We start from the raw sequence: 24,138 nt of genomic DNA, 5'->3' as shown, positions 1-24,138 counted from the left end.
TCTCTCAGGGTTGGCACCAGGGTAGAGCCGGGGGAAATCCACCTCCACGACGGGCCCGTCACCGACGTAAAGTCATACCGTGGACTCAGACAAGCTGCCGGAACCCACCGACGATCCCGCGCTGCGCCGCCGGGTCTCCGACTTCGAGCGCGAGGAGGTCGCGGACGTCATCCGCGAGGCCGCCGGTGACGGCCGTCTGACCTTCGTCGAACTGGAAGAGCGGCTGGAGTCCGTCTACGCGTCCCGCACGTACGGCGAACTGGTCGAGCTGACCGCGGATCTGCCGGGAGGTCCCGCACATCCCGCCGCCACGCCCTCCGCGGCCGTATCGCCGGCGCCGTCGGGCTACATGGAGCAGGCCAACCCGACGATCAACGTGTTCCTCTCCGACACCAAGCGCACCGGCAACTGGCTCGCGCCGCAGCGCCAGAGCGTGCAGGCGGTGCTCGGCGACGTCACGCTCGACTACACCGAGGCCCAGGTGCCGTACGAGGAGGTCTTCCTGGACATCAGGTCGATCCTCGCGGACGTGAAGATCCGCGTGCCGCAGAACGCGATCGTGCACCTGGACGGCTCGCCCATTCTCGGCTCGGTCAGCGAGCAGGGCAGCTACGACCCGAACGTGCCGGTGGTGGGCAAGCCCAAGATCTTCCACATCAAGGGCACCGCGATCCTCGGCGACATCAAGATCAAGCGTGGACCCCGCCTCAGCAAGCGGCTCGGGCTCAGCTGATCTTGTAGCGGTCGGCGGTCGAACGCAGCCAGTCGGTCAATGCCCGCGCCTGATCCGCGGGAATGTTCTTGCCGTCGATCGTCAGCTCACCGTCCGCGTGGCTGAGCTTGACGTTGCCGCCGTTCTGCTCGATCGAGGTGAGCCGCGTCCACGTCACCGACTCATCGCCTTTGGTGACGCCTTGCCGGTCGATCGTGACGCGAGGCGTGCCGGCGATGGTGCTCCGGACCGTCACGACGAAGACGAGCAGGAACAGCACAAAGATCGCCAGGTTCCAGTAGTCCCAGAAACTCCAGGCCTGGCCATGCGTCATCGCTTCGTACGACCTGCGCCCGTTCACCGTCGCCAGCGCGCCCGACAGCACCAAGGTGAGCACCCGCGCGCGTCGGCGCAACGGCAGTACGACCTTGCCATCGCGGGCGAGTTCGGCGTCCCAGGCGACCGGCGTCATGTCCAGATCCTTCGGTGGTCGGTAGCGGTGGGCGGGTCGGCGCCATGCCGTGTGCAGGTGATCGCGGCGGCCTTGACCGCGTAGTCGATGACCGCGCTCAGTGCCTTCTCGTCGAGGCCTTCCAGCCGGTGAGCGCCGAGCAGGTCACGCTCGTGCAGCCCGGCGAGCAGCGCGGCCATGAACGAGTCACCCGCGCCGACCGTATCGACCACCTCGATCTTCGGCGCCTCGACCTGAACCCGGGCCGCGCGGCTGATCCCGATCGCGCCCGCGCCGCCAAGGGTGATGACAACACACCTGGTCCGGTCGACGGTGAGCAACTCGGCCGCCACCTGATCCGGGGACAGGCCGGGCCGGAGGAACTCGCAGTCCTCGTCGCTCAGCTTGACCAGATCCGCCTGCGCGGCAAGGGCCTTGACCGCGGCCCAGGTCTGTTCGGCGTCGGGCGTGATCGTGGGCCGCGCGTTCGGATCGAGCGTCACCGTGACGGGCTGATCGGCCAGCTCGGCCAGGAACGACCGGATCGCGGCGGCCCCCGGCTCCAGCACGGTCGCGATCGAGCCGGTGTGTACGGCGGAACTGCCCGCGGGTAGTTCCAGCGCCGGTGGCTCCCAGTGAATGTCGAACTCGTACGACGCGATGCCTTCGCCGTCGAGCGTGGCCGTCGCCGTACTGGTCGGGAATCCCGGCTCGACGGTATGCCCGGACAAGGTGACACCGTTGCCGGTCAGGTGATCCGCCAGCTGTACGCCGTACTCGTCGGTGCCGATCCGGGTGACCAGCTCGGTGGCTACGCCGAGCCGGGCCAGGCCGACCGCGACGTTCGCGGGCGAGCCGCCGGGGGTGGCCTGGCCGTTGACGATGTCGACCAGGGCCTCACCGATGACCAGCACCGGCCCGGTTGGTCTGATTGGCTTGGCCGGCTCGGTGGCCGAAGTCGCGTCGGTGCTCAACGGGCGTGCTCGAAGTCGATCGCGGAGTACGCACGCAGCTTGGACAGCTGGTGCTCGCTGTCGATGCTACGGATCGTGCCGCTGCGCGAGCGCATCACCAGCGAGTGGGTCCGGGCGATCGAGCCGCGGTAGCGCACGCCGCGCAGCAGCTCGCCGTCGGTGATACCGGTCGCGACGAAGAAGCAGTCGTCACCGCTGACCAGGTCGTCGGTGCTGAGCACCCGGTCGAGGTCGTGCCCGGCGTCGATCGCCTTTTGCCGCTCGTCGTCGTCGCGCGGCCAGAGCCGGCCCTGGATCAGCCCGCCCATGCACTTCATCGCGCAGGCGGAGATGATGCCCTCCGGCGTACCCCCGATGCCGATCAGCATGTCGATCCCGGTGTCCGGGCGAGCGGCCTCGACGGCGCCGGCCACGTCGCCGTCGCTGATGAACTTGATCCGCGCGCCGGTGGCCCGGATCTGCGTCGCGAGATCGTCGTGCCGCGGCCGGTCCAGCAGCACCACGGTGACGTCGTCCACCGAGGAGCGCTTGGCCTTCGCGACGCGCTTGATGTTCTCCGCGACCGGCAGGCGGATGTCGACCACGTCCGCCGCCTCGGGACCGACGGCCAGCTTCTCCATGTAGAACACCGCGGACGGGTCGTACATCGTGTGGCGAGGTGCGACGGCCATCACCGCGATGCCGTTGGCCATGCCCTTGGACACCAGCGTGGTGCCGTCGACGGGATCGACCGCGACGTCGCACTCGGCGCCGTCGCCGGAGCCGACCTCCTCGCCGTTGTAGAGCATCGGGGCGTTGTCCTTCTCGCCCTCGCCGATGACCACGACACCGCGCATCCCGACCGTGCCGATCAGGGTTCGCATCGCGTTCACCGCGGCGCCGTCGGCACCGTTCTTGTCGCCGCGGCCGACCCAGCGGCCGGCGGCCATGGCGGCGGCTTCGGTGACGCGGACCAGCTCCAGGGCCAGGTTACGGTCGGGGGCGTGCTCATCGACCTCGAGATGGGCGGGTGGCGTGGTGGGGTCGCTCATGCCGGGATCGTAACCAAAGCCGCCGACAGCCCCACGGTCTCGGGCCTGCGGAGGGCAAGAGACACTTGTCTCATGAGCAGCACCGACAACGAGGCCGCCCGGGTCCGGGCCGAGGCCCTGGCCGCGCGGGCGCAGTCCAAGGCGGACCGGGCCAAGTACCGCACGATGCGGAACATGGTCTGGTCGATGCTGGCCTGTCTCGGTGTGGTCGCCTTCATCGCCGCTGTCACCTGGCGGCCGCACGAGGAGAAGATCCGCGCGGTCGATTACAGCAACCACCTCGCCGAAGGCCGCAAACTCGCGTCCTGGCTGAAGGCGCCGGAGCCGATGCCCACCGACTGGCAGGCCACCAGCGTCGAGCTGCGCGCGCCCGAGCAGAGCCCGATCACCTGGCACCTGGGCATCATCACGAACGAGAAGAAGTACGTCGGCCTGGAGCAGTCCAACATGGCGCCCCGGAAGTTCCTCAGCGAGGAACTCGGCAAAACCGAGGACGACGGCGTCTCCACCGTCAACGGCGCCACCTGGCAGCGCAAAGCCCTACTGGACCGCGAAAACGAGCACGCCATCATCCTTGCCGGCACCGGCGTCACCACCATCATCGTCGGCAACGCCGGCTACCCCGCTCTGGAAACCCTCGCCGCCACCCTGCGCTGAGCCCAGCCGGCTCAGTCGGCGCCGGCTAGGCGGAGGCCTACTACGCCGGCGACGATGAGGCCTACGCAGAGCAGGCGCAGCGGTGTGACCGGTTCGCCGAACCAGGCGATGCCGAGCATGACCACGCCGAGCGAGCCGAGGCCGGTCCACACCGCGTAGGCCGTGCCGACCGGGAGCCGGTCGAGGGTTTTCGACAGCAGCACGACCGAGGTGACGCCGAAGACCAGCACGGCGGCGGTCGGCCAGGGCCGGATGAAACCCTCGCTGGGCTTGAGGCTCAGCGCGAACGCGATCTCGAAGGCCGCTGCCGCGAGCAGCATCAACCAAGCCATCGGTCAGGCCGCGTCGCTTTCGCTGGCGATCTCCGCGGCGCCACGAACGTGCCTCAGGGTGATCTTCGCGACCCGCGCCCCGAGCGCCTCCGCGGTCCGGAGATCGGTAGCGGGTGGGGCCTGCTCCGCGGACAGGTCGGAGTCGGACTGGGCCATCGCGCCGAGCCAGCTGCCGAGGCGGTTCAGGTCCTCGATGCTTGCGGTGGACGCGGACCAGCCGGGATAGATGTCCAGGCCGACCCAGATCATGCCGTGCTGAGCGGCCAGCACGCTGAAGTCGATCAGGCTGTTCAGCTTGTCGCCGGACATCGCCTTCGAGTTGGTGAAACCCGCGGCGATCTTGTCGCGCCAGCGAAGATCGTCCGCCCACACCGCGGCGCTGGCCTCGGCGAACGTCTTGAAGACCGCGCTCGGACTGCCCATGTACGTCGGCGCGCCGAAGATGATCGCATCGGCCGCGTCGAGCTCTGCCCAGACGGCGTCGGTCAGCTCGTCCAGCGGGACCAGTTTCGCCTCGGCACCGGATACGCCGACGGCGCCGCGGGCGACCGCCTCCGCCTGCTTGGCCGTGTGGCCGTAGCCCGAGTGGTACGCGACCGCGATCCGGGCGGAATTGTTGCTCATGTCGGATTCCTCCTGAGGTCTTAACGGACTACAGTCCGTCTTGTGAACGACCGTACCGGACCGCAGTCCGTTTCTCAACGCCGGGATCTGCCGCTGCTGGACGAGTCACGTCCCGAACGAGCCGACGCGCGCCGGAACCGGCTCAAAGTGCTTGCGGCGGCCGACCGCCTCTTCACGGAGTACGGCGTCAAAAACGTCTCGCTGGACGCCATCGCGGCCGAGGCCAAGGTGGGCAAGGGCACGGTGTTCCGCCGGTTCGGCGATCGGGCCGGCCTGGCGGTCGCGCTGCTGGACGAGCGTGAGCAGGAGTTGCAGGCGAAGATGCTGACGGGGCCTCCGCCGTTAGGCCCGGGCGCTCCGCCCTCGGACCGGGCGGTCGCGTTTCTCGAGGCGTATCTCGACCTGCTGGATCGTCACGCGGAGCTGTTCGCGGACAGCGAGAACGCCTCGGAGGGCGCGCGGTACCGCATCGGGTCGTACCACCTATGGCATCGCCATCTGGTGGTACTCATCGAGGAGGCCCGTCCGGCGCTGGACGCGGGCTATCTCGCGCATGCGCTGCTCGCGCCCCTGGCCGCGGACCTTCATCAGGCCCTGCGGGAGGACGGTTATGACCTGGATCGGCTCAAGGCCGGGATCCGAACGCTGGTGAAGGCTCTACTCGGTTAGCCGGCCGGTTGCTGGGTGGCCGGGGTGTGGGCGGCCTGGACCTCGGCCAGGCGTTTGCGGGCGCCGTCGAGCCATTGCTGGCAAGTGGCCGCCAGTTCCTCGCCGCGCTCCCAGAGGGCCAGGGATTCCTCGAGTGTGGTGCCGCCCGCTTCGAGCTTGCGAACGACCTCGACGAGTTCCTCACGGGCCTGCTCGTACGAGAGCTCGGGGCGGGCCTTGGCCGGCGCGGTCGCCTGAGCCGCGTCGCTCGTTTCGCTGGTGGCGCCTGCCTGCTTGCTCACTTGCTCTCCTCGATCGAACTCACCTCGACGTCGAACCGCCCGTCGCTGACTCGCGCTTGCAGTACTTCACCCTTGGTCACCTGGGCCACCTCCCGAACCGCGCTGCCGTCCGCGCGCTGGAGCACCGAGTACCCACGGTCCAGCGTGGCTTTGGGGGAGAGGGCCCGCACGCTGGCCAGCCGGTGGGACAGGTCGTCCCCGGCGCGATCCAGCCGATGCGTCAACGTACGGCGGCTGCGGTCGAGCAGCGCGGTGACCTCGTCGGCGCGGCGTTGCAGGTCTGCCGTCGGCGCCGCGAGCGAAGGCCTGCTGCGGATCGCGGCCAACCCGTGGGCCTCGCGCTCCAGCCAGGCGCGAATCGCCCGGTTGCCGCGGTCGCGCAGTTGGCGAACGCCGTCCAGCTCCTCGCGCACGTCCGGCACGATCCGCTTGGCTGCGTCCGTCGGGGTGGAGGCGCGCAGGTCCGCGACCAGGTCGAGCAAGGGCGAATCCGGCTCGTGCCCGATCGCGCTCACCACCGGTTTGCGGCAGGCCGAGACGGCGCGGATCAGACCCTCGTCCGAGAACGGCAGCAGGTCTTCCAGCGAACCACCGCCGCGGGCGATCACGATCACCTCGACCGATTCGTCGGCTTCCAGTCGGCGCAGCGCGAGCATGACCTCGCCGGCCGCGGCTGGCCCCTGGACCGACGCATACTCCACGCGGAAGGCGACGGCCGGCCAACGGCGCTTCGCGTTCTCCAGGACATCGCGCTCGGCGGCGGAATCCCGCCCGCAGACCAGGCCGATCGTGTGCGGCAGGAACGGCAATGGGCGTTTGCGGTGCGCGGCGAACAAGCCCTCGGCCGCGAGCAGCTGTTTGAGCCGCTCGATCCGGGCCAGCAGTTCGCCGATGCCGACGTGCCGGATCTCGCTCACCGCGAGCGCGAGGGTTCCACGCCGGGCGAAGAAGTTGGGCTTGGCGTTGACCAGCACGCGCGAGCCGTCCGTCACCGGCGGATCGACGGCCTCGAAGATGCGCCGGTTGCAGGTGAAGCGCAGCGAGATGTCGGCGTCGGTGTCCCGCAAGGTGCCGAAGACCGTGCTGGTACCGCGGCCGATCGATACGTCGGTGAGCTGGCCTTCGACCCAGACGGCGCCGAGCTGGTTGATCCAGCTGGCAATGCCGTTCGCGATCGTGCGAACGGCTGCCGGTGCGTCGGGTGAGGTCTCCAGTGCCACGCCGAGACTCTACGGCGCCGCACCGACAATCCCGCGCCACGCCACCGGGCATTAGCCGCCGGGTCGGCCGAGCACGCGCTCCACGATGGTCGCGATGAGCTCGTCGATGCCCTCGCCATCAGGGCAGAGCACGCCGGGCAGTGTGAGGTGCTCGACCATCAGGCCGCCGATGGCCAGGTAGAGCATGAGCGCCGTGGTGCGGTCGCCGGGAAGGCCGGTTGCCTCATGGAGGTCGAGGTTGTCCAACAGGTTGGCCCGCACGCGACGCGTCAACGATTTCTGCAGCTCAGGCCGTCGGGTCGCCTCCAGGCGCAGTTCCAGCAGGGCCAGGTAGCCCGTGCGGTCCTCGGCCAGGCGTCTGCGCAGGAACTGGATCAGCTCGGTCAGGGACTCCTTGCTTGGCGGCTTGTCCAGATGAGCTGGATCCGGGCCCAGCCGGTCGTGCACGCGCAGGCTGGCCTGGCCCAGCAAGTCGTCCCGATTGGTGAAGTAGTTCGTCGCCGTGCCGATCGGCACCGCGGCCGCCTCGTCGACCGCGCGATACGTCAGGCCCCGGGCCCCGTCGCGGGCGAGCACCTCGATGGCGGCATCCACCAGCGTGTTGCGTCGTGCGGGATTGCTTCGCATTCAAACTCCCTTTGGAGAATCACTTTATCCATAGTACTTTGATTGCAGTGGTTTGAGGAGGAGGTGGTCGGTGTGCGCGAATTGACCTATTTCACGGCTTCGACCCTCGACGGGTTCGTCGCCGATCCCAGCGGTGGTGATCCGACCGATACGAGCCCGGGCGGGTTCTTCCTGACGCAGGGGGATCACTCCGAGCCGCTGCTCACGGCCTATCCCGAGACGTTGCCCGGTGCGGTGCGTGACCTGCTCGGCCTCGACGCGGAGAACAAGGTCTTCGACACCGTCCTGATGGGCCGCAAAACCTGGGAACTCGGCGTGCGGCTTGGCGTGCCGAATCCCTATCCCCGCTTGCGAACCCTGGTTTTCTCCCGGCGGGACAGGCAAAGCCCAGAGTTCGAATTCGTCTCGGGCGATCCGGTCGAGAGGGTGCGAAAGCTCAAGCAGGAAAGCGGTCTGGGCATCTGGTTGTGCGGCGGCGGGGGACTGGCGGAGTCGCTATGGGTGGAGATCGACGTACTGGTGGTGAAGGTGAATCCGGTCGTGATCGGTGCCGGGGTCAAGTTGTTCGATGGCGGCGGGTTCGACGTCCGCCGGCTGCGGCTGATCGACCATCAGGTGTACGACAGTGGGGTGGCGGTGATGACCTATCGCAAGGCGTGAAAACCCTTTGCGGACAAGGAAATCGACTGTCACTCTTGGAGATGTGAACACCTCCTGAGAGGTCGCTCGGACAGGGCGGGCGATCTCTCGTTCCATGCCAGGAAGTGCTCGGGCAGGCGTGACCTGGCTCACGCCTGCCCGGGCATTGGCGACGGTTGGGATCCGGGTTTCGGTGCCACGTAGGATGGAGCCGTGACTGCCCAGCCTGAGACCATCGCCTCGACGACGACCGCGCCCACCGGGAAGCGGGTTCTGCTCGCGGCTCCGCGCGGCTACTGCGCCGGTGTGGACCGGGCCGTGGTGGCGGTCGAGAAGGCCCTGGATCTGTACGGTCCACCGGTCTACGTGCGCAAGGAGATCGTGCACAACAAGCACGTGGTGCAGACCCTGGAGCGTCGCGGCGCGATTTTCGTCGAGGAGACCGACGAGGTGCCCGAGGGCGAGACGGTGATCTTCTCCGCGCACGGTGTCGCCCCGGTGGTGCATCAGGAAGCGGCCGCGCGTCAGCTCAAGACGATCGACGCGACCTGCCCGCTGGTCACCAAGGTGCACATTGAGGCGAAGCGGTTCGCCGCCGACGACTTCGACATCCTGCTGATCGGTCACGACGGCCACGAAGAGGTCATCGGTACCAGCGGCGAGGCCCCGGAGCACGTCACCCTGGTCGACGGTCCCGACGACGTGCCGAACGTGGTCGTGCGCGACCCGGAGAAGGTCGTCTGGCTGTCGCAGACCACGCTCTCGGTCGACGAGACGATGGAGACGGTGCGCCGCCTGCGCGAGCGTTTCCCCGCGCTGCAGGACCCGCCCAGCGACGACATCTGCTATGCCACTCAGAACCGCCAGGTCGCGGTCAAGAAGCTTGCGCCCGAGGTCGAGCTGATGATCGTGGTCGGCTCGCGCAACTCGTCGAACTCGGTCCGCCTGGTCGAGGTCGCGATCGAGCACGGCGCGAATGCCGGCTACCTGGTGGACTACGCCGACGAGATCGACGAGGCGTGGCTCGAGGGCGTCCAGTCCGTTGGCCTGACCAGTGGCGCGAGCGTTCCCGAGGTGCTCGTCCGCGACGTGCTGGCCTGGCTGGCCGAGCGCGGCTACGGCGAGGTGCAGGAAGTCACCACCGCCGAGGAAAGCCTCGTCTTCTCCCTGCCGCGCGAACTCCGCTCCGAACTAAAGGCCCGCGGCCTAGCCACCACCGGCGTCTCCGACCGCGCCTAACGCCCTTCGCACAACCTCGCCGCCCACAAGGCGCAAGCCGTCGCTGGGCGCGAGCCCGTCGCGCGTCGGACCTGCTGGTTGGTCAGTGCGCAAAACCTACGGTGTGAAGCGGGCGAGGACGGTGTCCCAGCCGTGGTCGTAACCTTTGCGGGCGCGGGAGCCGTCGGGGCGGCGGTCCCAGCCGGTGTGCGTGAGTTCGACCTCGGTGCCGTCGTCCACCTTGGAGAAGCGGACCGTCACCATCGTTGCCTGGGTCGGATCGGTACCCGGGTGCCAGGTGAAGCTGACCAGCGAGGGCGGATCCCAGTCCGAGACCGTGCCCCAGACGGCGATCGGGCCGTCATCGCCGTACTCGACGATCTTGCCGCCGACGGCCCCTTCGAACCGGACCTCCCGGGCGGAGTCCAGACCGACCGAGTGGGTGTCCAGCGGCCACCACACGGACATCTCGTCGGTGAACGCGCGGAACGCCCAGTCCGGCGAGGCCGAGACGACGATGGTCTTCACGATCGGCGCGAGCCGCTGGCTGACGGTCATGGCTGGTCTCCCTCACGAGTTGGGCCCGGCCCTGGTGCGGTACGGCGGACGTGGTCGGCGAACGCGTCCAGGGCGTCGGTCCAGAACTGGTCGAGCCACTCCCGCAGGCTCTCCAGACCGTCCTGGTCCACGCGATAGATGTTGCGGGTGCCTCGCGACTCGTGGTCGACCAGTCCGGCCGCACCCAGCACCTTCAGGTGTTGCGAGATCGCCGGGCGGCTTACCGCGACATGCTCGGTCAGTTCGGCGACCGAGCGGGGCCCGCGGCGCAGCGTCTCGAGGATCGCCCGGCGGGTCGGATCCCCGAGCGCGTCGAGAACTGCTCCGTAAGTCGCCACGAACCGTAAGTTGCCACTAACCAGTCTGCGCGTCAAGACCTGGCAGCGCCTCCGGCGGTCGCCGCTCACCGGTCTCCCGCCACTCTGGCGCCTCGCCGTCGTCGATTGGCCACCCGGTCTCGGGCGCAGCCGGCGCATCGGCCGCAGCGGGCGTAGCGGGATCGAGCCAGCGGCGCGTCGTGACGTCGCCCTCGGCCGCGAGCAATTCGGCGGCAGTGATCGGCCGGACGGAGGCCTCGATCACCTCCATCGCGGCCAGCTCGGACTCCGTGACATGGAGGTCCCGCAGTTTGCGCGCGGTCACGAAGACCCGGCTCTCCAGCGAACCAACCGACCGGTTGTACGCGTCGACGGCCGACGTCAGCGAACGGCCCACCCGGTCGAAGTGCTCGCCCATCACCCCCAGCCGTTCGTACAGCTCGCGCCCGAGTTGGAAGACCTGCTGGGCCGATTCGGTCAGGGCGGACTGGTTCCACGCGTAGGCGGCCGCGCGCAGCGTCGCGATCAGGGTCGTCGGGGTCGCGAGGATCACCCGGCGCTCAGCGGCGTACTCCAAAAGTGTGGGCTCGACGTCCAGCGCCGCCGACAGGAACGACTCGCCGGGCACGAAGAGGATGACGAACTCCGGTGTGGACGGCAGTCGCGACCAGTACGCCTTGGCCGAGAGCTGGTCCACATGCGTTCGCAGATGGCGGGCATGCGCGCGCAGGCGCTCGGCCTGGAACTCCGCATCCTGGCTCTCCGCCGCCTCCAGGAAGGCGGCGAGTGGCACCTTGGAGTCGACGATCAAGCTCTTGCCCTCGGCAAGTCGCACAACCATGTCGGGACGCAGTAGCCCGTCGTCGGTGACGGTGGAGGTCTGCTCGGTGAAATCGCAATGCGCGACCATGCCGGCCAACTCGACCGTACGGCGCAGATGCAGCTCGCCCCAGCGGCCGCGGACCTGAGGTTTTCGCAGCGCCTGTGACAGCGACGCGGTCTCCCGGCGCAGGGCCTCCCCACTCAGGCGCACCTCGTTGACCTGCTGGTGGAGCTCGCTCTGCCAAGCCGCCCGGCTCTGTTCCAGTTGGCGCAGCTGCGCGTGCAACCGGTCCAGGCTCTCCTTCACGACGGCCTGACCACCGAACTGCTCGTTGATCGAGCGCTTCTCCTGGGTGATCTCCAGCAGGCGGTCCTCGGCGGAATCCCGCTCGGCGGTGGTCCGGGCCAGCTCGGCGCCATCGCGCCCACGGGCCCAGAGCACCCCGAAGGCCGCGCCGAGCAGCAGCCCGATCAGCAGGATCGCGAGCAACATCAGAAACGTCGTACCGGTCATGCTACGAATAGTGACGGACGGCACCGACAATTTCCGTCAGCAGTTCATCGCGATGAATCCGTAGCCCTGTTGCTTGAGCTTCTGCAGGATCGTTTCCAGCGCTGCGACGGTCTGGGTCCGGTCGCCACCGCCGTCGTGCATCAGGATGACCGCGCCAGGATGAACGTTGCTCATCACGTTCTGCACGATCGCCGACTTGCCGGGCTTGGCCCAGTCGCGCGGGTCGATGTCCCACAGGATCTGCTTCATACCGGCGGCCTTGATGTCGGCCCGCACCTTCGCGTTGGTCGCGCCGTACGGCGGGCGGAAGCAGCGCGACTGCGGACCGTCGAAGATCTCGTGGTGCCGCTTCTGCCCGGAGATCGCGGTGAGCTGCGCGTGGCTGATCGAATGGTTGCCGATGGCATGGCCCGCGGCCCGGATCTGCTCCTGCAGGCCCGGGTGCTGCGTGACCATGCTGCCGAGCTGGAAGAACGTCGCCTTCGCGTTGTATTTCGCCAACGTGGCAAGGATCTGCGGCGTCCAGGCCGGATCCGGCCCGTCGTCGAAGGTGAGGTAGACGACCCTGCCCGCGCCGGCGATGGTGCCCGCGGCCCCGATCGGCGTACTGGGCGGGCCGGACGGTTTGTTGCTCGGTGCAACGGTATGCGGCGCTGTACCGGTCGGCCCAGAAGCGGCACTGGTACGGGGCGATTTCGCGCTCGACTGGTGCACCAGCGCGAAGGCGGCGATCGAGCCGACAACGAGCACGGCGGCGACGCCGGTCGAGACAATGGCGATGAGCTTGCGGGGCATGATGCTCCCTTGCGGATCGGGCGGTTTGTCCTCGGATAGTTGACGCGGTGCCCCCGGAACGGGTTGGCAGCAACGCATTGCGGGCACGTTGCGGATCTGCCTCGGCCGGCTCGAACCGGCCTCGGCAGCTCAGCGAGAACGTGTCAGCAGCTCAACGAACGGAAGACATAACCACGGGCCTTCAGGGTGCGGATGACCTTGTCCAGGGCAATCACCGTCTGGGCGCGGTTGCCACCGGCGTCATGCATCAGTACGACGGCCCCGGGCCGCACGTTGCTCAGCACCCGCTGGGCGATCTTGGTGGCGCCGGGCCGGGCCCAGTCCTGCGGATCGACCGACCAGAGCACCTGCCGCATCCCCGCGGCCTTGATCTCGGCGTGGACCCGCGCGTTCGTGGCGCCGTACGGCGGGCGGAAGCACTTCGAGCGCACGCCGCCACGGATCTCCTGGCGCAACCGGGTGCGCGAGAGTTTCGGCAGGTTGGCGTGGGTCACGGAGTGGTTGCCGATGGTGTGACCGGCGGCCCGCTCCTTGCGCAGCAACGTGGGCTGCGACTTCGAGTTTCTCCCAAGCACGAAGAAGGTCGCCTTCACCTTGTGCTTGGCGAGTACGCCGAGGACCTTCGGCGTCCAGGTCTTGTCCGGGCCGTCGTCGAAGGTGAGGTAGACCACCTTCGGAGCGGCCGAGACCGCCGGCGCGGCGGCCGCGGCGACGGGCGGTGCGACCGGTGCCTTGGCCTTCGCGCTCGAATCCGCGGCGGCGGTAAGCCCCCCGAATGCCACGGCGGCCGTGGCCGTCAAAGCGATCAGCCCGGCGAATGTCTTCTTCATCCTGCTCTCCCCCAAGAGTTTGTTGTACTCAGTGGTGGACGCCGTCCGCGGAGCTTTGGTTGAGCGGTAAGGATGACGAATCGATCACGGTCTCGTTCGCGGTGGCGACGGAGGCCGCCGAACCGCGGTGGTACAGCCTGCCCTCCAAGGCCTTCACGCTGGCCACCAGTACGAAGCTCATGCTCACCAGCAAGGCCCACGCGCCGAACTTGGCCGGATGTACGACGCGCCAGACGTTGACCTGATCGGGGTAGTTCCAGGCGTCCAGGAAGGTACCGGCGTTCTCCGCTATCCACAAGAAGAACCCGATCAGCAGGAACGACAGCGCCAGCGGCATCCGGTACCGCTGCGGCCCGACCGTGTAGAAGACCCAGGTGTTGCGCAGTACGACGACCAGCAGGATCGCGATCGGCACGCGCAGATCCACGATCCAGTGGTGGGTGAAGAAGTTCGCGTAGATCGCGACGGCCAGCACGGTCGTCGCGAGCGGCCGGTAGCCACTCACGCGTAGATCGAACCGCCGCCACGCCTGGCAGATGTAGCTCCCGACCGCGGCGTACATGAAACCGGCGAACAACGGCACGCCCGCCACCTTCGTATACGCGTCGCCCGGGTACGTCCACGAACCCACGTGCACCTTGAACAGCTCCAGCCCGAGCCCGACCAGGTGGAACCCGAAGATGACGGCCACCTCGCGCCACGTCTCCAGCCCGATCGCCCAGAACCCCAGCGTCAGAGCGAGGCAGAAGACCAGGAGTGCGTCGTACCGCGGGATGGGCAGGGGAACCACTTGGGACAGCGCGAGCGCCGCGAACAGGATCACCGGGAACAGACAGGCGACGGCCTCGTTCCAGCCGAAACGCAGTAGCTGCCGGCAGGCGAACCCCCAGCGTGTGCCTTCCCCCGAACCCGGCCTCATTCCGGCCCAGCTTAATCGTCACAGCTTGGCCCAATCGCTTGCCCTGGCCGGATCCCGGCGGTTACACCTCATGCAGGAGGAACGTTTGATGGCGGCGAAGGTGATGTTCGAAACGGAACGGCTGGTCATCCGTGACTGGCTGGAATCCGATGGTGACCGGGTGTTCGACATCTACCGGCGCTGGGAGGTGTCGCGCTGGCTCGGCGCCGAACCACGCGTGATGGCCGACCGGGACGCGGCCTCCCGCACGATCGAACGCTGGAACCAGCGCAACAGCCATGCGACGTACGGCGTCTGGGCCGTCGAGGAGCAGGCGAGTGGTGTCGTGGCCGGGACCGTACTACTGGTGCCGTTGCCGGGGGAGACGGGCGAGATCGAGGTCGGCTGGCACTTCCACCCGGACGCCTGGGGCCGGGGCCTGGCCACCGAGGCGGCGTTCGGGGCGATCGTGCACGGGCGCAAGGCGGGTCTGACCGACATCTACGCGGTGGTCCGGCCGGACAACGCCGCCTCGATCGCCGTCTGCGGGCGGCTCGGCATGAGGCCGCTCGGACGGACCAGCCGGTGGTACGACGCGGAACTCGAGCACTTCGTTATTTAGGGTCTGGGGGTGTGGCCGCGTAGGCTTGGCGCCCGTGGCACTCACCATCGGAATCGTCGGGCTCCCCAACGCGGGCAAGTCCACGCTCTTCAACGCGCTGACCAAGAACAACGTGCTCGCGGCGAACTACCCGTTCGCGACGATCGAGCCCAACGTCGGCGTGGTGGGTGTGCCCGATGCGCGGTTGGGCAAGCTCGCCGAGCTGTTCGGTTCCCAAAAGCAGCTGCCGGCGACGGTCCAGTTCGTCGACATCGCGGGCATCGTGCGCGGCGCCTCGGAGGGTGAGGGGCTCGGCAACAAGTTCCTCAGCCACATCCGCGAGTCCGACGCGATCTGCCAGGTCACCCGGGTGTTCACCGACGACGACGTCACGCACGTCGACGGCAAGGTCTCCCCGGCCGACGACATCGCCACGATCCAGACCGAGCTGATCCTGGCCGACCTGCAGACCGTCGAGAAGGCGATCCCGCGGCTGGAGAAGGAGGCGCGGCTGAAGAAGGAGAACGCCGTCGTTCTCGAGGCCACCCGCGAGGCGCAGAAGCACCTCGAGGCCGGTACGCCGATCATCGCCACTTCCGTCGACCGCGAGGCGATCCGCGAGCTGATGCTGATGACGGCCAAGCCGTACATCTTCGTCTTCAACTGCGACGCCGACGAACTGGCCGACGACGCTCTCAAGGCCAAGATGCGCGAACTGGTCGCGCCGGCCGAGGCGATCTTCCTGGACGCCAAGTTCGAGGCGGAACTGGTCGAGCTCGACGACGAGGACGAAGCCCGCGAGATGCTCGCCGAGATGGGCGTTACCGAACCCGGCCTCGACGTACTCGCCCGCGTCGGTTTCGAAACCCTCGGCCTGCAGACCTACCTGACGGCGGGTCCCAAGGAAGCCCGGGCCTGGACGATCAAGAAGGGCGCCACCGCCCCCGAAGCCGCCGGCGTCATCCACACCGACTTCCAGCGCGGCTTCATCAAGGCCGAAATCGTCTCCTACGACGACCTCGTCGAAGCCGGCTCCATGAACGCCGCCAAGGCCGCGGGCAAAGTCCGCATCGAGGGCAAGGACTACATCATGGCTGACGGCGACGTAGTCGAGTTCAGGTTCAACGTCTAGCCGATTCCCATCGACACTAGCTCTTTGTGTGCAGACAGTGATGGAGGGTTGGGCAGCTCTGTGACGCGCGTCGTTGGCAAAATGCGTAGTCCTGGGTTTTGCCGATCGTGTGTCGACGAGGGTGGTCCGGTCGACAGGAAAGGACCACTTCGAATCGCGAGGCGTTCAGGAGCGCTCAAGACCGGAGGAGTCTGAGTGGCACTCGCCGCTGTCCTCGTTCGTGGACATTGAGCGTTTGTCGTCGTTCGTGGACAGCGGCACAATGTCTGCGAACGAGGACATTAGAGCGCTGAAGGAGGACCCGTGCGCGACATCGCGATTGCCGATTGGACCAAGCTGGGGGCCACCCTCAAGGCCGAACGCACCCGCTTGGGCCTGAGCCAGCATGAGTTGTCCGCCCGAGCGGGTGTCTCCCGATCGTGGCTGGCGAAACTTGAAGCCGGTCACCGCGGGGCGGAGTTCGAGCAGATTCTGCGGCTGCTTGAGGCTTTGGGGATTTCCCTGATCCTTCGTTCGGACGCTCCTGCACCAGGGGGCGACGCGAGTGCGATCACTGCTGCCGCCAGTCTGGATGCCGGCGCAATGCAAAGGCTGATGGACGAGCGTCAGCGCAGTGCGGAGATTCGCCGACGTGCTTGGTCTGCCGATGAGCTTGATCCGACCCGATCCGATCATGGCTGACGCTTGGCCGTGCGGCCGCCATTGTCACGTAGGCGCTCGTGGCCAAGGGAGGACGGCTCGGCCTCGGCGTGGACAGGTCGTTTGCGTCCTGTGCGACTTCGCTTGCTTCGGCGCTGGCTAGAGGCCGAAGCAGGGGCGGCAGAGTTCGTATCCGGTGACCTCGGCCCTGGGGTGGTCTGACTGGATCCATTTCTGCCGGGTGAGTCGAAGGCGGTCTGAGACGAGAACTTCGTCGCCTCGGGCGTCCCTCGAGATGCCGTCCGGCTCGTAGCCGAGCTTTCGGGATACGCCTTGGGACGAGTGGTTGTCCTGGAAGACCTCCGTTCGGGCCGCCTCGGCCGCCAGGAAATCGAACGCCAAGGTGAGGAGCCCGATGCGTGCCTCGGTGCCGAATCCTTTGCCCTGATAAGGCAGACCGAGCCAAGACGAGGTGGTGACCTCGCGGACGACGCGGAAATCGCGGGCGCCCAGCGAGACCATGCCAATAGGCTGCCCGTCCGCGAACACACACAGGCCGAGTCCCCACCTCTCGGCAGTCCAGCCGGCAAGCTGACCCCAGTGCCCGCGCACCACAACCCGAGCCCGATCCTGTGCCGACCCTTCGGTCCATGGCGTAAGAAATGGCCGCTCCGACGCATGATGAACCCCGGCGCCGGCAACCTCCGCCACTTCTGCCAGTTCCTGCTCGTTCGGAAGGCGAAGGACCAGACGGTTTGTGGCGACCTGCAGCTGATAGACGGGCCAGATGTCGGAGAGCATGCCGCGAGTGTCACCGCATACAGGGCTCAAGTCGAATCATTTGGACGCGATTCGGCAAGTGCTGCTTTCGCCTTCAGTCGAATTCGAAGGCGGATTCGTCGGTCAGGGCGGAGACAAAGGTGGTGAAGTTGGGGGCCAGAGGCGTGATTCGGTAGTCGGCTGCCTGATCGACGTGGACGACGGTTGGTTCGCCCGGGTGCCGGTAGTCGAGCGCGATCATGTCGTGCCCTGCTGAGGAGCAGTCCGCGAACTAGATGCCGATGTCGGGGTAGTCCCACTCGCTGACCCAGAAGGCGCTGCCGAGTTCGCCGCAGAGGCTGTGGGGTGAGTTACGGCCGATCGCGAAGATCGAGGTCAGGCCGACGTGGTCGGCGGCCCAGGTCGTGGGCCACTGAACAACATTTCCAGGCGAGACGGCGACAACTGTGGTTAAGGGAGGGCGGGGCGGGTGCGGTCGGTGGCTAGTTTTAGGGCGAAGGTGGCTAGGGCGGTGGCGGTTAGGTAGCGGTGGATTCGGGACCAGGTGGGGCGGGTGGCGAGGAAGGTGGCCAGGGAGCCCGCGGTGAGGACGAAGAGGGCGTTCACGGTGAGGCCTACCGCGATCTGGGCCAGGCCGAGCAGGAAGCTCTGGAGGCCTACGTGACCTCGGGACGGGTCGACGAACTGGGGGAGCAGTGAGACGTACAGGATCGCGATCTTCGGGTTGAGCAAGCACGTCAGGACGCCCATGCCGAACAACTTGCGAGGCCCGTCCGGCGTCATGGGTAGCGGCGTGAAGAGGGTCGATCCCGGGCGCAAGGCGGTCCAGGCCAGCCACAGCAGGTACGCCGCCCCGGCGAGCTTCAACCCGAGGTAGATCTGCGGGACGAGCGCGAACACCGTGGCGATGCCGGCCGCGGCTGCCGCCAGGTAGATCAGGAAGCCGACGCCCACGCCCATCAGCGAGATAAGCCCCGCACGGCGGCCCTGCGAGACCGAGCGGCTGACCAGGTAGATCATGTTGGGCCCGGGCGTGATGACCATGCCGAAGGCGATGACCGCGATCGCCGCCAGGGCGCTGAAGCTAACTAGCACGACTTACTCCTCAAGAGGTGGTGGAGTCGACGCTAAGCCGTCAACCCCCAGGGGATCGGTAATTATCTAGGGGTGAGACAGCATGCTTAAGCGGGTCGCGGTGATCGGAAACTGTGGGGCCGGCAAGACCTGGTTGAGCGCGCAGATCGCGCGCAAGCTGGATCTGCCCGTCGTGCACCTCGATGCCCACTTCTGGCGGCCCGGCTGGGTGCAGCCGGATCAGGACGAGTGGCGCGCGCAGGTCGCGGAGCTCGTCAAGGAGGACGAGTGGGTCCTCGACGGCAACTACACGAGCAGCCTTGATCTCAGGCTGCCTAGAGCCGATCTAGTCGTCTGGCTGGATCTTGGCCGGGTGACGTGCGAATACCGGGCTGTACGGCGTTGGTGGACGAATAGGGGCAAGGAGCGGGCTGATCGGGCCGCTGGATGTCCTGAGGCCATCGACTGGCAGTTCCTGAAGTACGTGTGGCGGTTCAGGCGGGATACGGCTCCGCGGATCGAGGCGGCGCTGGGGGACTTCCAGCCGCTGGTGCGGTTGCGGAGCCGCCGGGAGGTCGCGCGGTACCTCCAAGGGGACCCCGGGGATATTGGCTGGCGCTAGAGCGGTCACACTTGGTTAGGTAGTCCCGAGTTTGTACGCCGAGCGGTTTGTGAAGGAGACGGTATGAGCGACAAGCCCAGCAAGCCGGCAGCGGAAGACGATCTGCAGCGGAAGTTCCGCGAAGCCCTCGAGAAGAAGAACGCGCATCACGAGGCGCGCCCGGGTACCGGGCCACGTCACGAGGGTGTCGGCGAGGCGCACAACGACAAGCAGAAGCGTCAGTTCCGCCGCAAGTCCGGTAGTTGATCCGCCACCTCACCACGACGAGCCCCGGGCCGCCTGACGATCAGGCAGTCTCGGGGCTCGCTTATTTCTGGACCACCCGCACCCGCGCGCACATATTCTCTGCAAGTGACCGAGAAGCCTGAACCAGGCGTACCGCTGCACTTTGTGGTCAAGACCCGGCTGATCGAACTCCTGGACCAACTCGGCGAAGGGGCCGCGCTGCCGCCCGAGCGATCGCTGGCCAAGGACTTCGGGGTGTCCCGCTGGACGATGCGGCAGGCCATTCGCGAACTGACCGCCGACGGCCGACTAAGGGCTCGGCAGGGTCAGGGCACGTTCGTGGCGACGCCGAAGCTGATCCAGCCGCTGGCGCTCGTGAGCTATACCGAGGCCTTGCGAGCGCAAGGGCATGACCCGGGCCGTGAGGTGGTCGGATTCGACCAGATCCCCGCGGACGCCGTACTCGCGGCCAGTCTTGGTATCGCCGAGGACGACGCCGTATACCGGCTGGAGCGGGTCCTGCTCGCCGATGGCCAGCCGATCGGGCTGGAGACCACCTACCTGGCCGTGGAGCGCTTCCCGACACTACGGGAGGTACTGCGGCCGACTGGTTCGTTGTACCGGTGCCTGACGGACGACCTGGGCGTGCGGTTCGGCGAGGGGGAGGAGGTCGTCGAGACGGTCATCGCCACCCCGCGCGAAGCGGAGTTGCTGAAGGCGACCCAGTCGCTGCCGATGCTGCTGCTCAACCGGATCAGCCGCGATACCGACGGCCGCACGATCGAAACGGTCCGCTCACTGTTCCGCGGTGACCGCGTCGGCTTCCGCGCCACCCTCCGCCCGTAAGCCACCTCCACCCGTAAGCCGGCCCCCGCCCGTAAGCCGGCCCCCGCCCGTAAGCCGGCCCCCGCCCGTAAGCCGGCCCCCGCCCGTAAGCCGGCCCCCGGCACAAAGAGTCTCGGTCAGCGGCCGCTCGTCCGGCCCGGAACTCGACGCGGCCCTCCGAGCGCGGGAACTCTGGGGCGAAACCGATGGAGTCGGCTTCCGCCCCGACGGCTCCCTCAGGAGCCTGGGCGCGACGATCATGGTTTACCCGGCCTCGTGGCGCACGCTGCCGGTGAGCGTGTTCGCGCTGACGGACCGAGGCCAGACCTTTGTCGCGGCAGCGGAATCGCTTGTTCTGCTGGTGGTCACCATCGCCCTGCTCGCCGGTCTGGACCGCTTGCGCGGCCGATCGGCCGAACGCTGACCTCTTGCTGATCCCGCAGGCAGTAAGGTAACGGCGAGATAACGATCGACCAGTGGTTCCTTGGACTCGCGTGTCCCGGCCCAACCCGGAGCGGCGCCCGTGCGTCAGTAGTCAGGTGGTGAGGCAGATCAGCAAACGCGCAGTATTGACCGGTGTGGTGATGTCGGCCGTGCTCGTCGCGGGCTGCAGTGACGTCGCCCCGCCAAACGCGGGCGGTTCACCCTCGGTCAAGCCGTCGCCGACCGCTGATCCGTCCGCGACCCTGACCCCCGCGCAGAAACCACCCCAGGCCGCTCCGGTGAGGAGGACCTTCCCGGCGCGGCTGAAGAACGGTAAGCCGCCGCTGTTCATCGTGGTCTCGTTCGACGGTGCGGGCGATCTCGCGCTGTGGACGCACTGGCGAACGGTCGCCAAGCAGGTTGACGCACGGATGACGTTCTTCCTGTCGGGCACGTTCGTTTATCCCGAGGCGCATCGCAAGGACTACAAGCCGCCGTACAAGAAGCCCGGCGCGTCCGACGTCGGATTCGGCGATCCGGCCAAGGTGGTACCGCGCGCGGCGGTGCTGCGCCAGGCGATTGCCGAGGGCCACGAGATCGGCACGCACGCGAACGGGCACTTCTGCGGCCCTACGGGCATCGCGCGCTGGAACGCGCAGATGTGGGACTACGAGCTGCGCGCGTTCGACCTGATGGTGAACAACGGCGCGAGCCTTGCCGCCGGTAAGAAGCTGGCCGCACCGTTCGACCCGAAGAGCGTCAAGGGCATGCGAACCCCTTGCCTGGAAGGAAATCGCGCCGCCTATCGCCAGGTGATGCGCAAGCGAGGCATGTTGTACGACGCCTCCGACGCGGGACTGATCGCATGGCCGAAGCGCGAGCAGGGCCTGTGGGATTTCCCGCTGCAGTCCATCGACCTGGCCGGAACGGGCCGGACCACCCTGACGATGGACTACAACCTGTGGTTCGCGCAGACCAAGGCGAAGCCGGCTCCGTTGGCGCACGCGCCGCGGCTCAAGGGGCAGGTGCTGGCCACCTACCGGAACGCGCTGGCCCGGTCGCGAGGTGTGGGCAATCCGCCGTTGTTCCTCGGCAATCACTTCAACCGGTGGAACAACAGCGTGTACGCCGAAGCCCTCACGACGTTTGTCAAAGAGACTTGCAAGCAACCCGACGTACGGTGCGTGAGCAACATCGAGCTCATCCACTGGCTGGAGAAGAACGGCGTCCCAGGCCAGCCGGCGAAGCCCGTCAAGCCGACCACACCCGTCAACCGACCACGCCGGTAAAGCCGACAACGCCCGTCAAGCCGGCGTAGGGATCAGAGCGCGAGGTAGCCCTTCGCGGTCTGCCAAGTACCACCGGCGGCGATCCGGTCCAGGATGAGCCGCTGCAGGGCGGTGTCGCGCGGCAGTTCGTCCAGCCGGCCGAGATCGCGGGTCCGGAAGGTGAAGTAGACCGCCGACTCCTGGCTGTCCTCTGCCTCGCCGTACGGCGTGAAGCGGCGGCCGAAGCTCACCGTGTTCGACGCGGGCGGCAGATGATCCAGCAGGTACGGGTCGAGCAGCCAGGAGACCAGGTTCGCCGTCCGGACGGGCTGCTCGGGGAAGTGCTCGGCGAAGAACGCACGCGCCTGGTCCAGGCTTTCGTCGATCAGCGCGGGCGTGAGCGGCCCGGTCTCGGGGATGTGCACGCCGATGATCCACTCGCCGGGCTCGACACCGGGGACCTCGTGGTCCGGCTGGTGCAGGAGGAACTGCAAGCGCCCGAGCTGGTAGAGCACTCCCGTCCACGAGTTGGCGATCCACCAGTGTGTCTCCAGGCCGAACTCGCCATGGGTGCGACGGTGAATGGCCAAGTGGCGACCGAGATCCGCCAGCGTCGCCCAGCTCACCTCGTCGCTGACACCCCGGCTGCGGTGATACGCCCGGACGTCGTCCACCGTGGCGAGGAACGCCGCGATCGACACCCGCGGGTCCTCCGGCGGCTTCAGGTCGCCGTGGCCCGGGAACGTGCCGAGCACCCGCCGCAGGTCGGCCGCACAGGCCTCGACCGCGGCCGGATCCAGGGAGAGTCGTTCGATGTCCTCGCGGTCGGCGTCGGAGATGCCCAGCAGGCGGTATTCGGTCACCGGTCTTACGTTAGCCGACAACGATGTCTGGCTCGCGCGCGGAACTCCTTGACCTAGCCGTCAGCTGGCCGCGCAGTCGACGAGGCGAGCCCACACCAAGCCGTCAGCCGGCGGCGCTGTCGATGTGGCGGGCCAGCACCAGGTCGTCGTCGGTGATTCCACCGGCGGAGTGGGTCGAGACGCGGAAGGTGATCGTGCGCCAGCGGATGTCGATATCCGGGTGGTGATCCATCGACTCGGCGAGCTGGGCCACGGTGGCGACCAGGCGGATACCGTCCATGAACGTTTCCTTCTCGACGCTGCGCACCAGCGACTTGTCCTCCACCTTCCAGTTCGGCAGGTGGTCGCGCAGGGCAAGATCGATCTGGTCGTCCGTCAGCAGCTCAGGCATGGCCCTACCTTAGGGCCTGCCAGAAGGTCGGCCGCGAAGTCCACCGGTCCGGACTGCCCCGGCGCGGGCCGGAGCGCCTGTACGTCGGTGGGCTCGGCGAACTTCCGCCAGGACGGCAGGCTCTCGCCGTTCGGGTCGCCGCCGCGCGCGAAGTTCGTCCAGTAGGCGATCATCTGGTTCGACAAGTCGACTTGTGCCTTCGTCAGTTGCCGGACTCCCCGCAAGCTCACGGAAGACGCGACGAAGGTGGTGTGCTCGTCCCGGGTGATTCCGGTCAGGATCGGCACCTTCGCGAAGTCGCCGTCGGCCAGGGCCTTGACCGGATCGGACGGCAGTTGATCGTTGCCTAGGGCATAGGGCTGGAAGATGTTCATCACCTGCGGAATCGCCAGCAGCTTCTTCACCGGGACCTTGCGCAGGCACGCGAGGTTCTTGCAGCCAAGCTGTTTCGCGACTGCCAGGCCTTGAGCCTGTGCGTCTTTGGTCGTGGTCCAGCCGTACCAAGGCAGGGCAGGCGCCTGTGGATAGGTGACGCCCGCGGGCATATCCATCAGAGTGAAACCGCTTTGCATGATCGCCCGATGGAACAGGCCGTGCGAGTCTTTCGACATCAGGTGCGCGCTGGTCGCGGTAGCGCCGAACGAGACCCCGAACAGCGTCACATTGCCCGGATCGCCGCCGAAGGCCGCCGCGTTGCGCTGGACCCATTGCAGCGCGGCCCGTTGATCCTGCAGACCGATCGTGCCCGAGTCCTTGAGGTCGGGGTGGGCGAAGGTGCCGAACACGCCCAACCGGAAGTTGATCGTCACCACCACGACATCGCCGTTCGCAACCAGCCGGGCCGGGTCGAATTGCGCGCCCGAACCGATCGAGCCGTCGCCGTGGATCCACACCATCACCGGCATCTTCGCGTCCGGTCCGGCGTCGAGCGGCTTCCCGGCCGGCTACCCGGTTTCAGCGCGGCTACCGGGTTTCCGCATGCCCGCTGCCGGGTCTTGTGCCGGCTACCCGGCTGCAACCGGGTAGCGGCGCCACAACCCGGCAGCGGCCCTCCACCGCACCGACGCGACCACTCGCCGAAGGAGTGCGCAGACGCGGCCACTCGTCGAGGAGTGCGCAGACGCGG

At 67.6% G+C, this 24,138-nt stretch carries 33 protein-coding genes; 13 read left to right on the top strand and 20 right to left on the bottom strand.

The window, feature by feature from the left end:
- Positions 1-79: 79 nt before the first annotated feature.
- Positions 80-733 carry a DUF1707 SHOCT-like domain-containing protein gene (locus tag ACFFGN_RS17760; protein WP_380048871.1) on the top strand — a complete coding sequence of 218 codons (654 nt, stop codon included), beginning with the start codon at positions 80-82 and terminating at the stop codon, positions 731-733.
- Here the strand turns inward: ACFFGN_RS17760 and ACFFGN_RS17755 are convergent.
- The 3 genes from ACFFGN_RS17755 to glpX are packed head-to-tail and all read right to left on the bottom strand — an operon-like array spanning position 726 to position 3,168.
- Positions 726-1,184 (bottom strand): hypothetical protein, encoded by a 459-nt coding sequence (locus ACFFGN_RS17755; protein ID WP_380048869.1) that lies wholly within the window; start codon positions 1,182-1,184, stop codon positions 726-728. The two genes, ACFFGN_RS17760 and ACFFGN_RS17755, sit on opposite strands and share 8 nt — an antisense overlap.
- Positions 1,181-2,137, bottom strand: a complete 957-nt coding sequence (locus ACFFGN_RS17750) for a carbohydrate kinase family protein (RefSeq protein ID WP_380048867.1) — start codon at positions 2,135-2,137, stop codon at positions 1,181-1,183. The genes ACFFGN_RS17755 and ACFFGN_RS17750 overlap by 4 nt, the downstream gene beginning before the upstream one ends.
- Positions 2,134-3,168, bottom strand: coding sequence for a class II fructose-bisphosphatase (gene glpX, locus ACFFGN_RS17745; RefSeq protein ID WP_380048865.1), 1,035 nt, complete (start codon positions 3,166-3,168; stop codon positions 2,134-2,136). Before glpX ends, ACFFGN_RS17750 begins: the two co-directional genes overlap by 4 nt.
- Positions 3,169-3,240: 72 nt before the next feature.
- On the opposite strand from glpX, the gene ACFFGN_RS17740 reads away from it, so the two are divergent.
- Complete coding sequence (locus ACFFGN_RS17740; RefSeq protein WP_380048863.1) at positions 3,241-3,825, top strand: DUF4245 domain-containing protein; 585 nt, start codon at positions 3,241-3,243, stop codon at positions 3,823-3,825.
- An 11-nt stretch (positions 3,826-3,836) separates the two neighbouring features.
- On the opposite strand, the gene ACFFGN_RS17735 is transcribed toward ACFFGN_RS17740, so the two are convergent.
- Positions 3,837-4,157: a DMT family transporter gene (locus ACFFGN_RS17735; RefSeq protein WP_380048861.1), complete on the bottom strand. Its 321-nt coding sequence runs from the start codon at positions 4,155-4,157 to the stop codon at positions 3,837-3,839.
- A 3-nt stretch (positions 4,158-4,160) separates the two neighbouring features.
- Positions 4,161-4,781 (bottom strand): flavodoxin family protein, encoded by a 621-nt coding sequence (locus ACFFGN_RS17730; protein ID WP_380048859.1) that lies wholly within the window; start codon positions 4,779-4,781, stop codon positions 4,161-4,163.
- Between the two features lie 42 nt (positions 4,782-4,823).
- Here ACFFGN_RS17730 and ACFFGN_RS17725 point away from each other — a divergent pair, with 42 nt between their 5' ends.
- Positions 4,824-5,450 carry a TetR/AcrR family transcriptional regulator gene (locus ACFFGN_RS17725; protein WP_380048857.1) on the top strand — a complete coding sequence of 209 codons (627 nt, stop codon included), beginning with the start codon at positions 4,824-4,826 and terminating at the stop codon, positions 5,448-5,450.
- Here the strand turns inward: ACFFGN_RS17725 and ACFFGN_RS17720 are convergent.
- Genes ACFFGN_RS17720 through ACFFGN_RS17710 form a run of 3 tightly spaced genes read right to left on the bottom strand, consistent with a single transcriptional unit; the run spans position 5,447 to position 7,578 of the window.
- Entirely contained in the window at positions 5,447-5,731 is a 285-nt protein-coding gene (locus ACFFGN_RS17720) for an exodeoxyribonuclease VII small subunit (RefSeq protein WP_380048855.1), read from the bottom strand. The two genes, ACFFGN_RS17725 and ACFFGN_RS17720, sit on opposite strands and share 4 nt — an antisense overlap.
- Positions 5,728-6,951, bottom strand: coding sequence for an exodeoxyribonuclease VII large subunit (xseA, locus tag ACFFGN_RS17715; RefSeq protein ID WP_380048853.1), 1,224 nt, complete (start codon positions 6,949-6,951; stop codon positions 5,728-5,730). Before xseA ends, ACFFGN_RS17720 begins: the two co-directional genes overlap by 4 nt.
- 51 nt (positions 6,952-7,002) lie before the next feature.
- Entirely contained in the window at positions 7,003-7,578 is a 576-nt protein-coding gene (locus tag ACFFGN_RS17710; protein ID WP_380048851.1) for a TetR/AcrR family transcriptional regulator, read from the bottom strand.
- A gap of 42 nt (positions 7,579-7,620) precedes the next feature.
- Here ACFFGN_RS17710 and ACFFGN_RS17705 point away from each other — a divergent pair, with 42 nt between their 5' ends.
- Together ACFFGN_RS17705 and ACFFGN_RS17700 are read left to right on the top strand one after the other, a co-directional pair.
- On the top strand, positions 7,621-8,238 hold the full coding sequence (locus ACFFGN_RS17705; RefSeq protein ID WP_380048849.1) for a dihydrofolate reductase family protein: 618 nt from the start codon (positions 7,621-7,623) through the stop codon (positions 8,236-8,238).
- A 192-nt stretch (positions 8,239-8,430) separates the two neighbouring features.
- Positions 8,431-9,456, top strand: coding sequence for a 4-hydroxy-3-methylbut-2-enyl diphosphate reductase (locus ACFFGN_RS17700; protein ID WP_380048847.1), 1,026 nt, complete (start codon positions 8,431-8,433; stop codon positions 9,454-9,456).
- A gap of 96 nt (positions 9,457-9,552) precedes the next feature.
- Here ACFFGN_RS17700 and ACFFGN_RS17695 read toward each other — a convergent pair whose 3' ends face one another.
- The 6 genes from ACFFGN_RS17695 to ACFFGN_RS17670 form a co-directional block, all read right to left on the bottom strand.
- A complete protein-coding gene (locus ACFFGN_RS17695; protein ID WP_380048845.1) occupies positions 9,553-9,993 on the bottom strand; it encodes an SRPBCC domain-containing protein in 441 nt (146 codons plus the stop codon).
- A complete protein-coding gene (locus tag ACFFGN_RS17690) occupies positions 9,990-10,331 on the bottom strand; it encodes an ArsR/SmtB family transcription factor (protein ID WP_380048843.1) in 342 nt (113 codons plus the stop codon). The genes ACFFGN_RS17695 and ACFFGN_RS17690 overlap by 4 nt, the downstream gene beginning before the upstream one ends.
- A gap of 16 nt (positions 10,332-10,347) precedes the next feature.
- The gene (locus ACFFGN_RS17685; protein ID WP_380048841.1) at positions 10,348-11,646 is read right to left on the bottom strand and encodes a DNA recombination protein RmuC; all 1,299 of its coding nucleotides are present in this window, start codon (positions 11,644-11,646) and stop codon (positions 10,348-10,350) included.
- Between the two features lie 36 nt (positions 11,647-11,682).
- Positions 11,683-12,441: a polysaccharide deacetylase family protein gene (locus tag ACFFGN_RS17680; RefSeq protein ID WP_380048839.1), complete on the bottom strand. Its 759-nt coding sequence runs from the start codon at positions 12,439-12,441 to the stop codon at positions 11,683-11,685.
- 143 nt (positions 12,442-12,584) lie between these two features.
- Positions 12,585-13,271: a polysaccharide deacetylase family protein gene (locus ACFFGN_RS17675; RefSeq protein ID WP_380048837.1), complete on the bottom strand. Its 687-nt coding sequence runs from the start codon at positions 13,269-13,271 to the stop codon at positions 12,585-12,587.
- Positions 13,272-13,299: 28 nt separating this feature from the next.
- On the bottom strand, positions 13,300-14,190 hold the full coding sequence (locus ACFFGN_RS17670) for a DUF817 domain-containing protein (protein ID WP_380048835.1): 891 nt from the start codon (positions 14,188-14,190) through the stop codon (positions 13,300-13,302).
- Positions 14,191-14,260: 70 nt separating this feature from the next.
- Between ACFFGN_RS17670 and ACFFGN_RS17665 the strand changes: the two genes are divergently transcribed.
- The 3 genes from ACFFGN_RS17665 (at position 14,261) to ACFFGN_RS17655 (ending at position 16,583) form a co-directional block, all read left to right on the top strand.
- Positions 14,261-14,791 carry a GNAT family N-acetyltransferase gene (locus tag ACFFGN_RS17665; RefSeq protein WP_380048833.1) on the top strand — a complete coding sequence of 177 codons (531 nt, stop codon included), beginning with the start codon at positions 14,261-14,263 and terminating at the stop codon, positions 14,789-14,791.
- A 34-nt stretch (positions 14,792-14,825) separates the two neighbouring features.
- Positions 14,826-15,902, top strand: coding sequence for a redox-regulated ATPase YchF (gene ychF / locus ACFFGN_RS17660; RefSeq protein ID WP_380048831.1), 1,077 nt, complete (start codon positions 14,826-14,828; stop codon positions 15,900-15,902).
- A 303-nt stretch (positions 15,903-16,205) separates the two neighbouring features.
- Complete coding sequence (locus tag ACFFGN_RS17655; RefSeq protein ID WP_380048829.1) at positions 16,206-16,583, top strand: helix-turn-helix domain-containing protein; 378 nt, start codon at positions 16,206-16,208, stop codon at positions 16,581-16,583.
- 117 nt (positions 16,584-16,700) lie between these two features.
- Here ACFFGN_RS17655 and ACFFGN_RS17650 read toward each other — a convergent pair whose 3' ends face one another.
- The 3 genes from ACFFGN_RS17650 to ACFFGN_RS17640 all read right to left on the bottom strand — a co-directional run bounded on the left by ACFFGN_RS17650 (position 16,701) and on the right by ACFFGN_RS17640 (position 18,416).
- Positions 16,701-17,342, bottom strand: coding sequence for a GNAT family N-acetyltransferase (locus tag ACFFGN_RS17650; protein WP_380048827.1), 642 nt, complete (start codon positions 17,340-17,342; stop codon positions 16,701-16,703).
- Between the two features lie 73 nt (positions 17,343-17,415).
- Positions 17,416-17,562, bottom strand: coding sequence for an SMI1/KNR4 family protein (locus ACFFGN_RS17645; RefSeq protein WP_380048825.1), 147 nt, complete (start codon positions 17,560-17,562; stop codon positions 17,416-17,418).
- Between the two features lie 209 nt (positions 17,563-17,771).
- Positions 17,772-18,416: a LysE family translocator gene (locus ACFFGN_RS17640; protein ID WP_380048823.1), complete on the bottom strand. Its 645-nt coding sequence runs from the start codon at positions 18,414-18,416 to the stop codon at positions 17,772-17,774.
- Positions 18,417-18,498: 82 nt separating this feature from the next.
- Between ACFFGN_RS17640 and ACFFGN_RS17635 the strand changes: the two genes are divergently transcribed.
- The 5 genes from ACFFGN_RS17635 to ACFFGN_RS17615 all read left to right on the top strand — a co-directional run bounded on the left by ACFFGN_RS17635 (position 18,499) and on the right by ACFFGN_RS17615 (position 21,779).
- Positions 18,499-19,017 (top strand): P-loop NTPase family protein, encoded by a 519-nt coding sequence (locus tag ACFFGN_RS17635; protein WP_380048821.1) that lies wholly within the window; start codon positions 18,499-18,501, stop codon positions 19,015-19,017.
- 63 nt (positions 19,018-19,080) lie between these two features.
- Entirely contained in the window at positions 19,081-19,263 is a 183-nt protein-coding gene (locus ACFFGN_RS17630) for a DUF5302 domain-containing protein (protein ID WP_380048819.1), read from the top strand.
- 105 nt (positions 19,264-19,368) lie between these two features.
- The gene (locus tag ACFFGN_RS17625; protein WP_380048817.1) at positions 19,369-20,088 is read left to right on the top strand and encodes a GntR family transcriptional regulator; all 720 of its coding nucleotides are present in this window, start codon (positions 19,369-19,371) and stop codon (positions 20,086-20,088) included.
- Between the two features lie 238 nt (positions 20,089-20,326).
- Positions 20,327-20,491, top strand: a complete 165-nt coding sequence (locus ACFFGN_RS17620; RefSeq protein ID WP_380048815.1) for a hypothetical protein — start codon at positions 20,327-20,329, stop codon at positions 20,489-20,491.
- A 115-nt stretch (positions 20,492-20,606) separates the two neighbouring features.
- Positions 20,607-21,779: a polysaccharide deacetylase family protein gene (locus ACFFGN_RS17615; protein WP_380048813.1), complete on the top strand. Its 1,173-nt coding sequence runs from the start codon at positions 20,607-20,609 to the stop codon at positions 21,777-21,779.
- A 32-nt stretch (positions 21,780-21,811) separates the two neighbouring features.
- Here the strand turns inward: ACFFGN_RS17615 and ACFFGN_RS17610 are convergent, their stop codons facing one another.
- The 3 genes from ACFFGN_RS17610 to ACFFGN_RS17600 form a co-directional block, all read right to left on the bottom strand.
- A complete protein-coding gene (locus ACFFGN_RS17610) occupies positions 21,812-22,621 on the bottom strand; it encodes an acyltransferase domain-containing protein (protein ID WP_380048811.1) in 810 nt (269 codons plus the stop codon).
- Positions 22,622-22,724: 103 nt separating this feature from the next.
- The gene (locus ACFFGN_RS17605; protein WP_380048809.1) at positions 22,725-23,012 is read right to left on the bottom strand and encodes a 4a-hydroxytetrahydrobiopterin dehydratase; all 288 of its coding nucleotides are present in this window, start codon (positions 23,010-23,012) and stop codon (positions 22,725-22,727) included.
- Positions 22,997-23,917 carry a carboxylesterase family protein gene (locus ACFFGN_RS17600; RefSeq protein ID WP_380048807.1) on the bottom strand — a complete coding sequence of 307 codons (921 nt, stop codon included), beginning with the start codon at positions 23,915-23,917 and terminating at the stop codon, positions 22,997-22,999. Before ACFFGN_RS17600 ends, ACFFGN_RS17605 begins: the two co-directional genes overlap by 16 nt.
- Between the last annotated feature and the right edge of the window lie 221 nt (positions 23,918-24,138).

The organism is Kribbella deserti, assembly GCF_042434725.1.
Taxonomy (GTDB): Bacteria; Actinomycetota; Actinomycetes; order Propionibacteriales; family Kribbellaceae; genus Kribbella; species Kribbella deserti.
Note: the sequence above shows the minus strand (reverse complement) of the source record. Positions and strands in the feature narration are given on the sequence as shown.

Excerpts from the sequence above, each read along its gene's own strand:
- ACFFGN_RS17685 (WP_380048841.1), bottom strand. The coding sequence starts at position 11,646 with ATGACCGGTACGACGTTTCTGATGTTGCTCGCGATCCTGCTGATCGGG.
- ACFFGN_RS17680 (WP_380048839.1), bottom strand. The coding sequence starts at position 12,441 with ATGCCCCGCAAGCTCATCGCCATTGTCTCGACCGGCGTCGCCGCCGTG.
- ACFFGN_RS17710 (WP_380048851.1), bottom strand. The coding sequence starts at position 7,578 with ATGCGAAGCAATCCCGCACGACGCAACACGCTGGTGGATGCCGCCATC.
- ACFFGN_RS17665 (WP_380048833.1), top strand. The coding sequence starts at position 14,261 with ATGCAGGAGGAACGTTTGATGGCGGCGAAGGTGATGTTCGAAACGGAA.
- ACFFGN_RS17620 (WP_380048815.1), top strand. The coding sequence starts at position 20,327 with ATGGTTTACCCGGCCTCGTGGCGCACGCTGCCGGTGAGCGTGTTCGCG.
- ACFFGN_RS17695 (WP_380048845.1), bottom strand. The coding sequence starts at position 9,993 with ATGACCGTCAGCCAGCGGCTCGCGCCGATCGTGAAGACCATCGTCGTC.
- ACFFGN_RS17675 (WP_380048837.1), bottom strand. The coding sequence starts at position 13,271 with ATGAAGAAGACATTCGCCGGGCTGATCGCTTTGACGGCCACGGCCGCC.
- ACFFGN_RS17605 (WP_380048809.1), bottom strand. The coding sequence starts at position 23,012 with ATGCCTGAGCTGCTGACGGACGACCAGATCGATCTTGCCCTGCGCGAC.
- ACFFGN_RS17740 (WP_380048863.1), top strand. The coding sequence starts at position 3,241 with ATGAGCAGCACCGACAACGAGGCCGCCCGGGTCCGGGCCGAGGCCCTG.
- ACFFGN_RS17755 (WP_380048869.1), bottom strand. The coding sequence starts at position 1,184 with ATGACGCCGGTCGCCTGGGACGCCGAACTCGCCCGCGATGGCAAGGTC.
- ACFFGN_RS17600 (WP_380048807.1), bottom strand. The coding sequence starts at position 23,917 with ATGCCGGTGATGGTGTGGATCCACGGCGACGGCTCGATCGGTTCGGGC.
- ACFFGN_RS17630 (WP_380048819.1), top strand. The coding sequence starts at position 19,081 with ATGAGCGACAAGCCCAGCAAGCCGGCAGCGGAAGACGATCTGCAGCGG.
- ACFFGN_RS17735 (WP_380048861.1), bottom strand. The coding sequence starts at position 4,157 with ATGGCTTGGTTGATGCTGCTCGCGGCAGCGGCCTTCGAGATCGCGTTC.
- glpX (WP_380048865.1), bottom strand. The coding sequence starts at position 3,168 with ATGAGCGACCCCACCACGCCACCCGCCCATCTCGAGGTCGATGAGCAC.
- ACFFGN_RS17730 (WP_380048859.1), bottom strand. The coding sequence starts at position 4,781 with ATGAGCAACAATTCCGCCCGGATCGCGGTCGCGTACCACTCGGGCTAC.
- ACFFGN_RS17650 (WP_380048827.1), bottom strand. The coding sequence starts at position 17,342 with ATGCTCTCCGACATCTGGCCCGTCTATCAGCTGCAGGTCGCCACAAAC.
- ACFFGN_RS17670 (WP_380048835.1), bottom strand. The coding sequence starts at position 14,190 with ATGAGGCCGGGTTCGGGGGAAGGCACACGCTGGGGGTTCGCCTGCCGG.
- ACFFGN_RS17635 (WP_380048821.1), top strand. The coding sequence starts at position 18,499 with ATGCTTAAGCGGGTCGCGGTGATCGGAAACTGTGGGGCCGGCAAGACC.
- ACFFGN_RS17645 (WP_380048825.1), bottom strand. The coding sequence starts at position 17,562 with ATGATCGCGCTCGACTACCGGCACCCGGGCGAACCAACCGTCGTCCAC.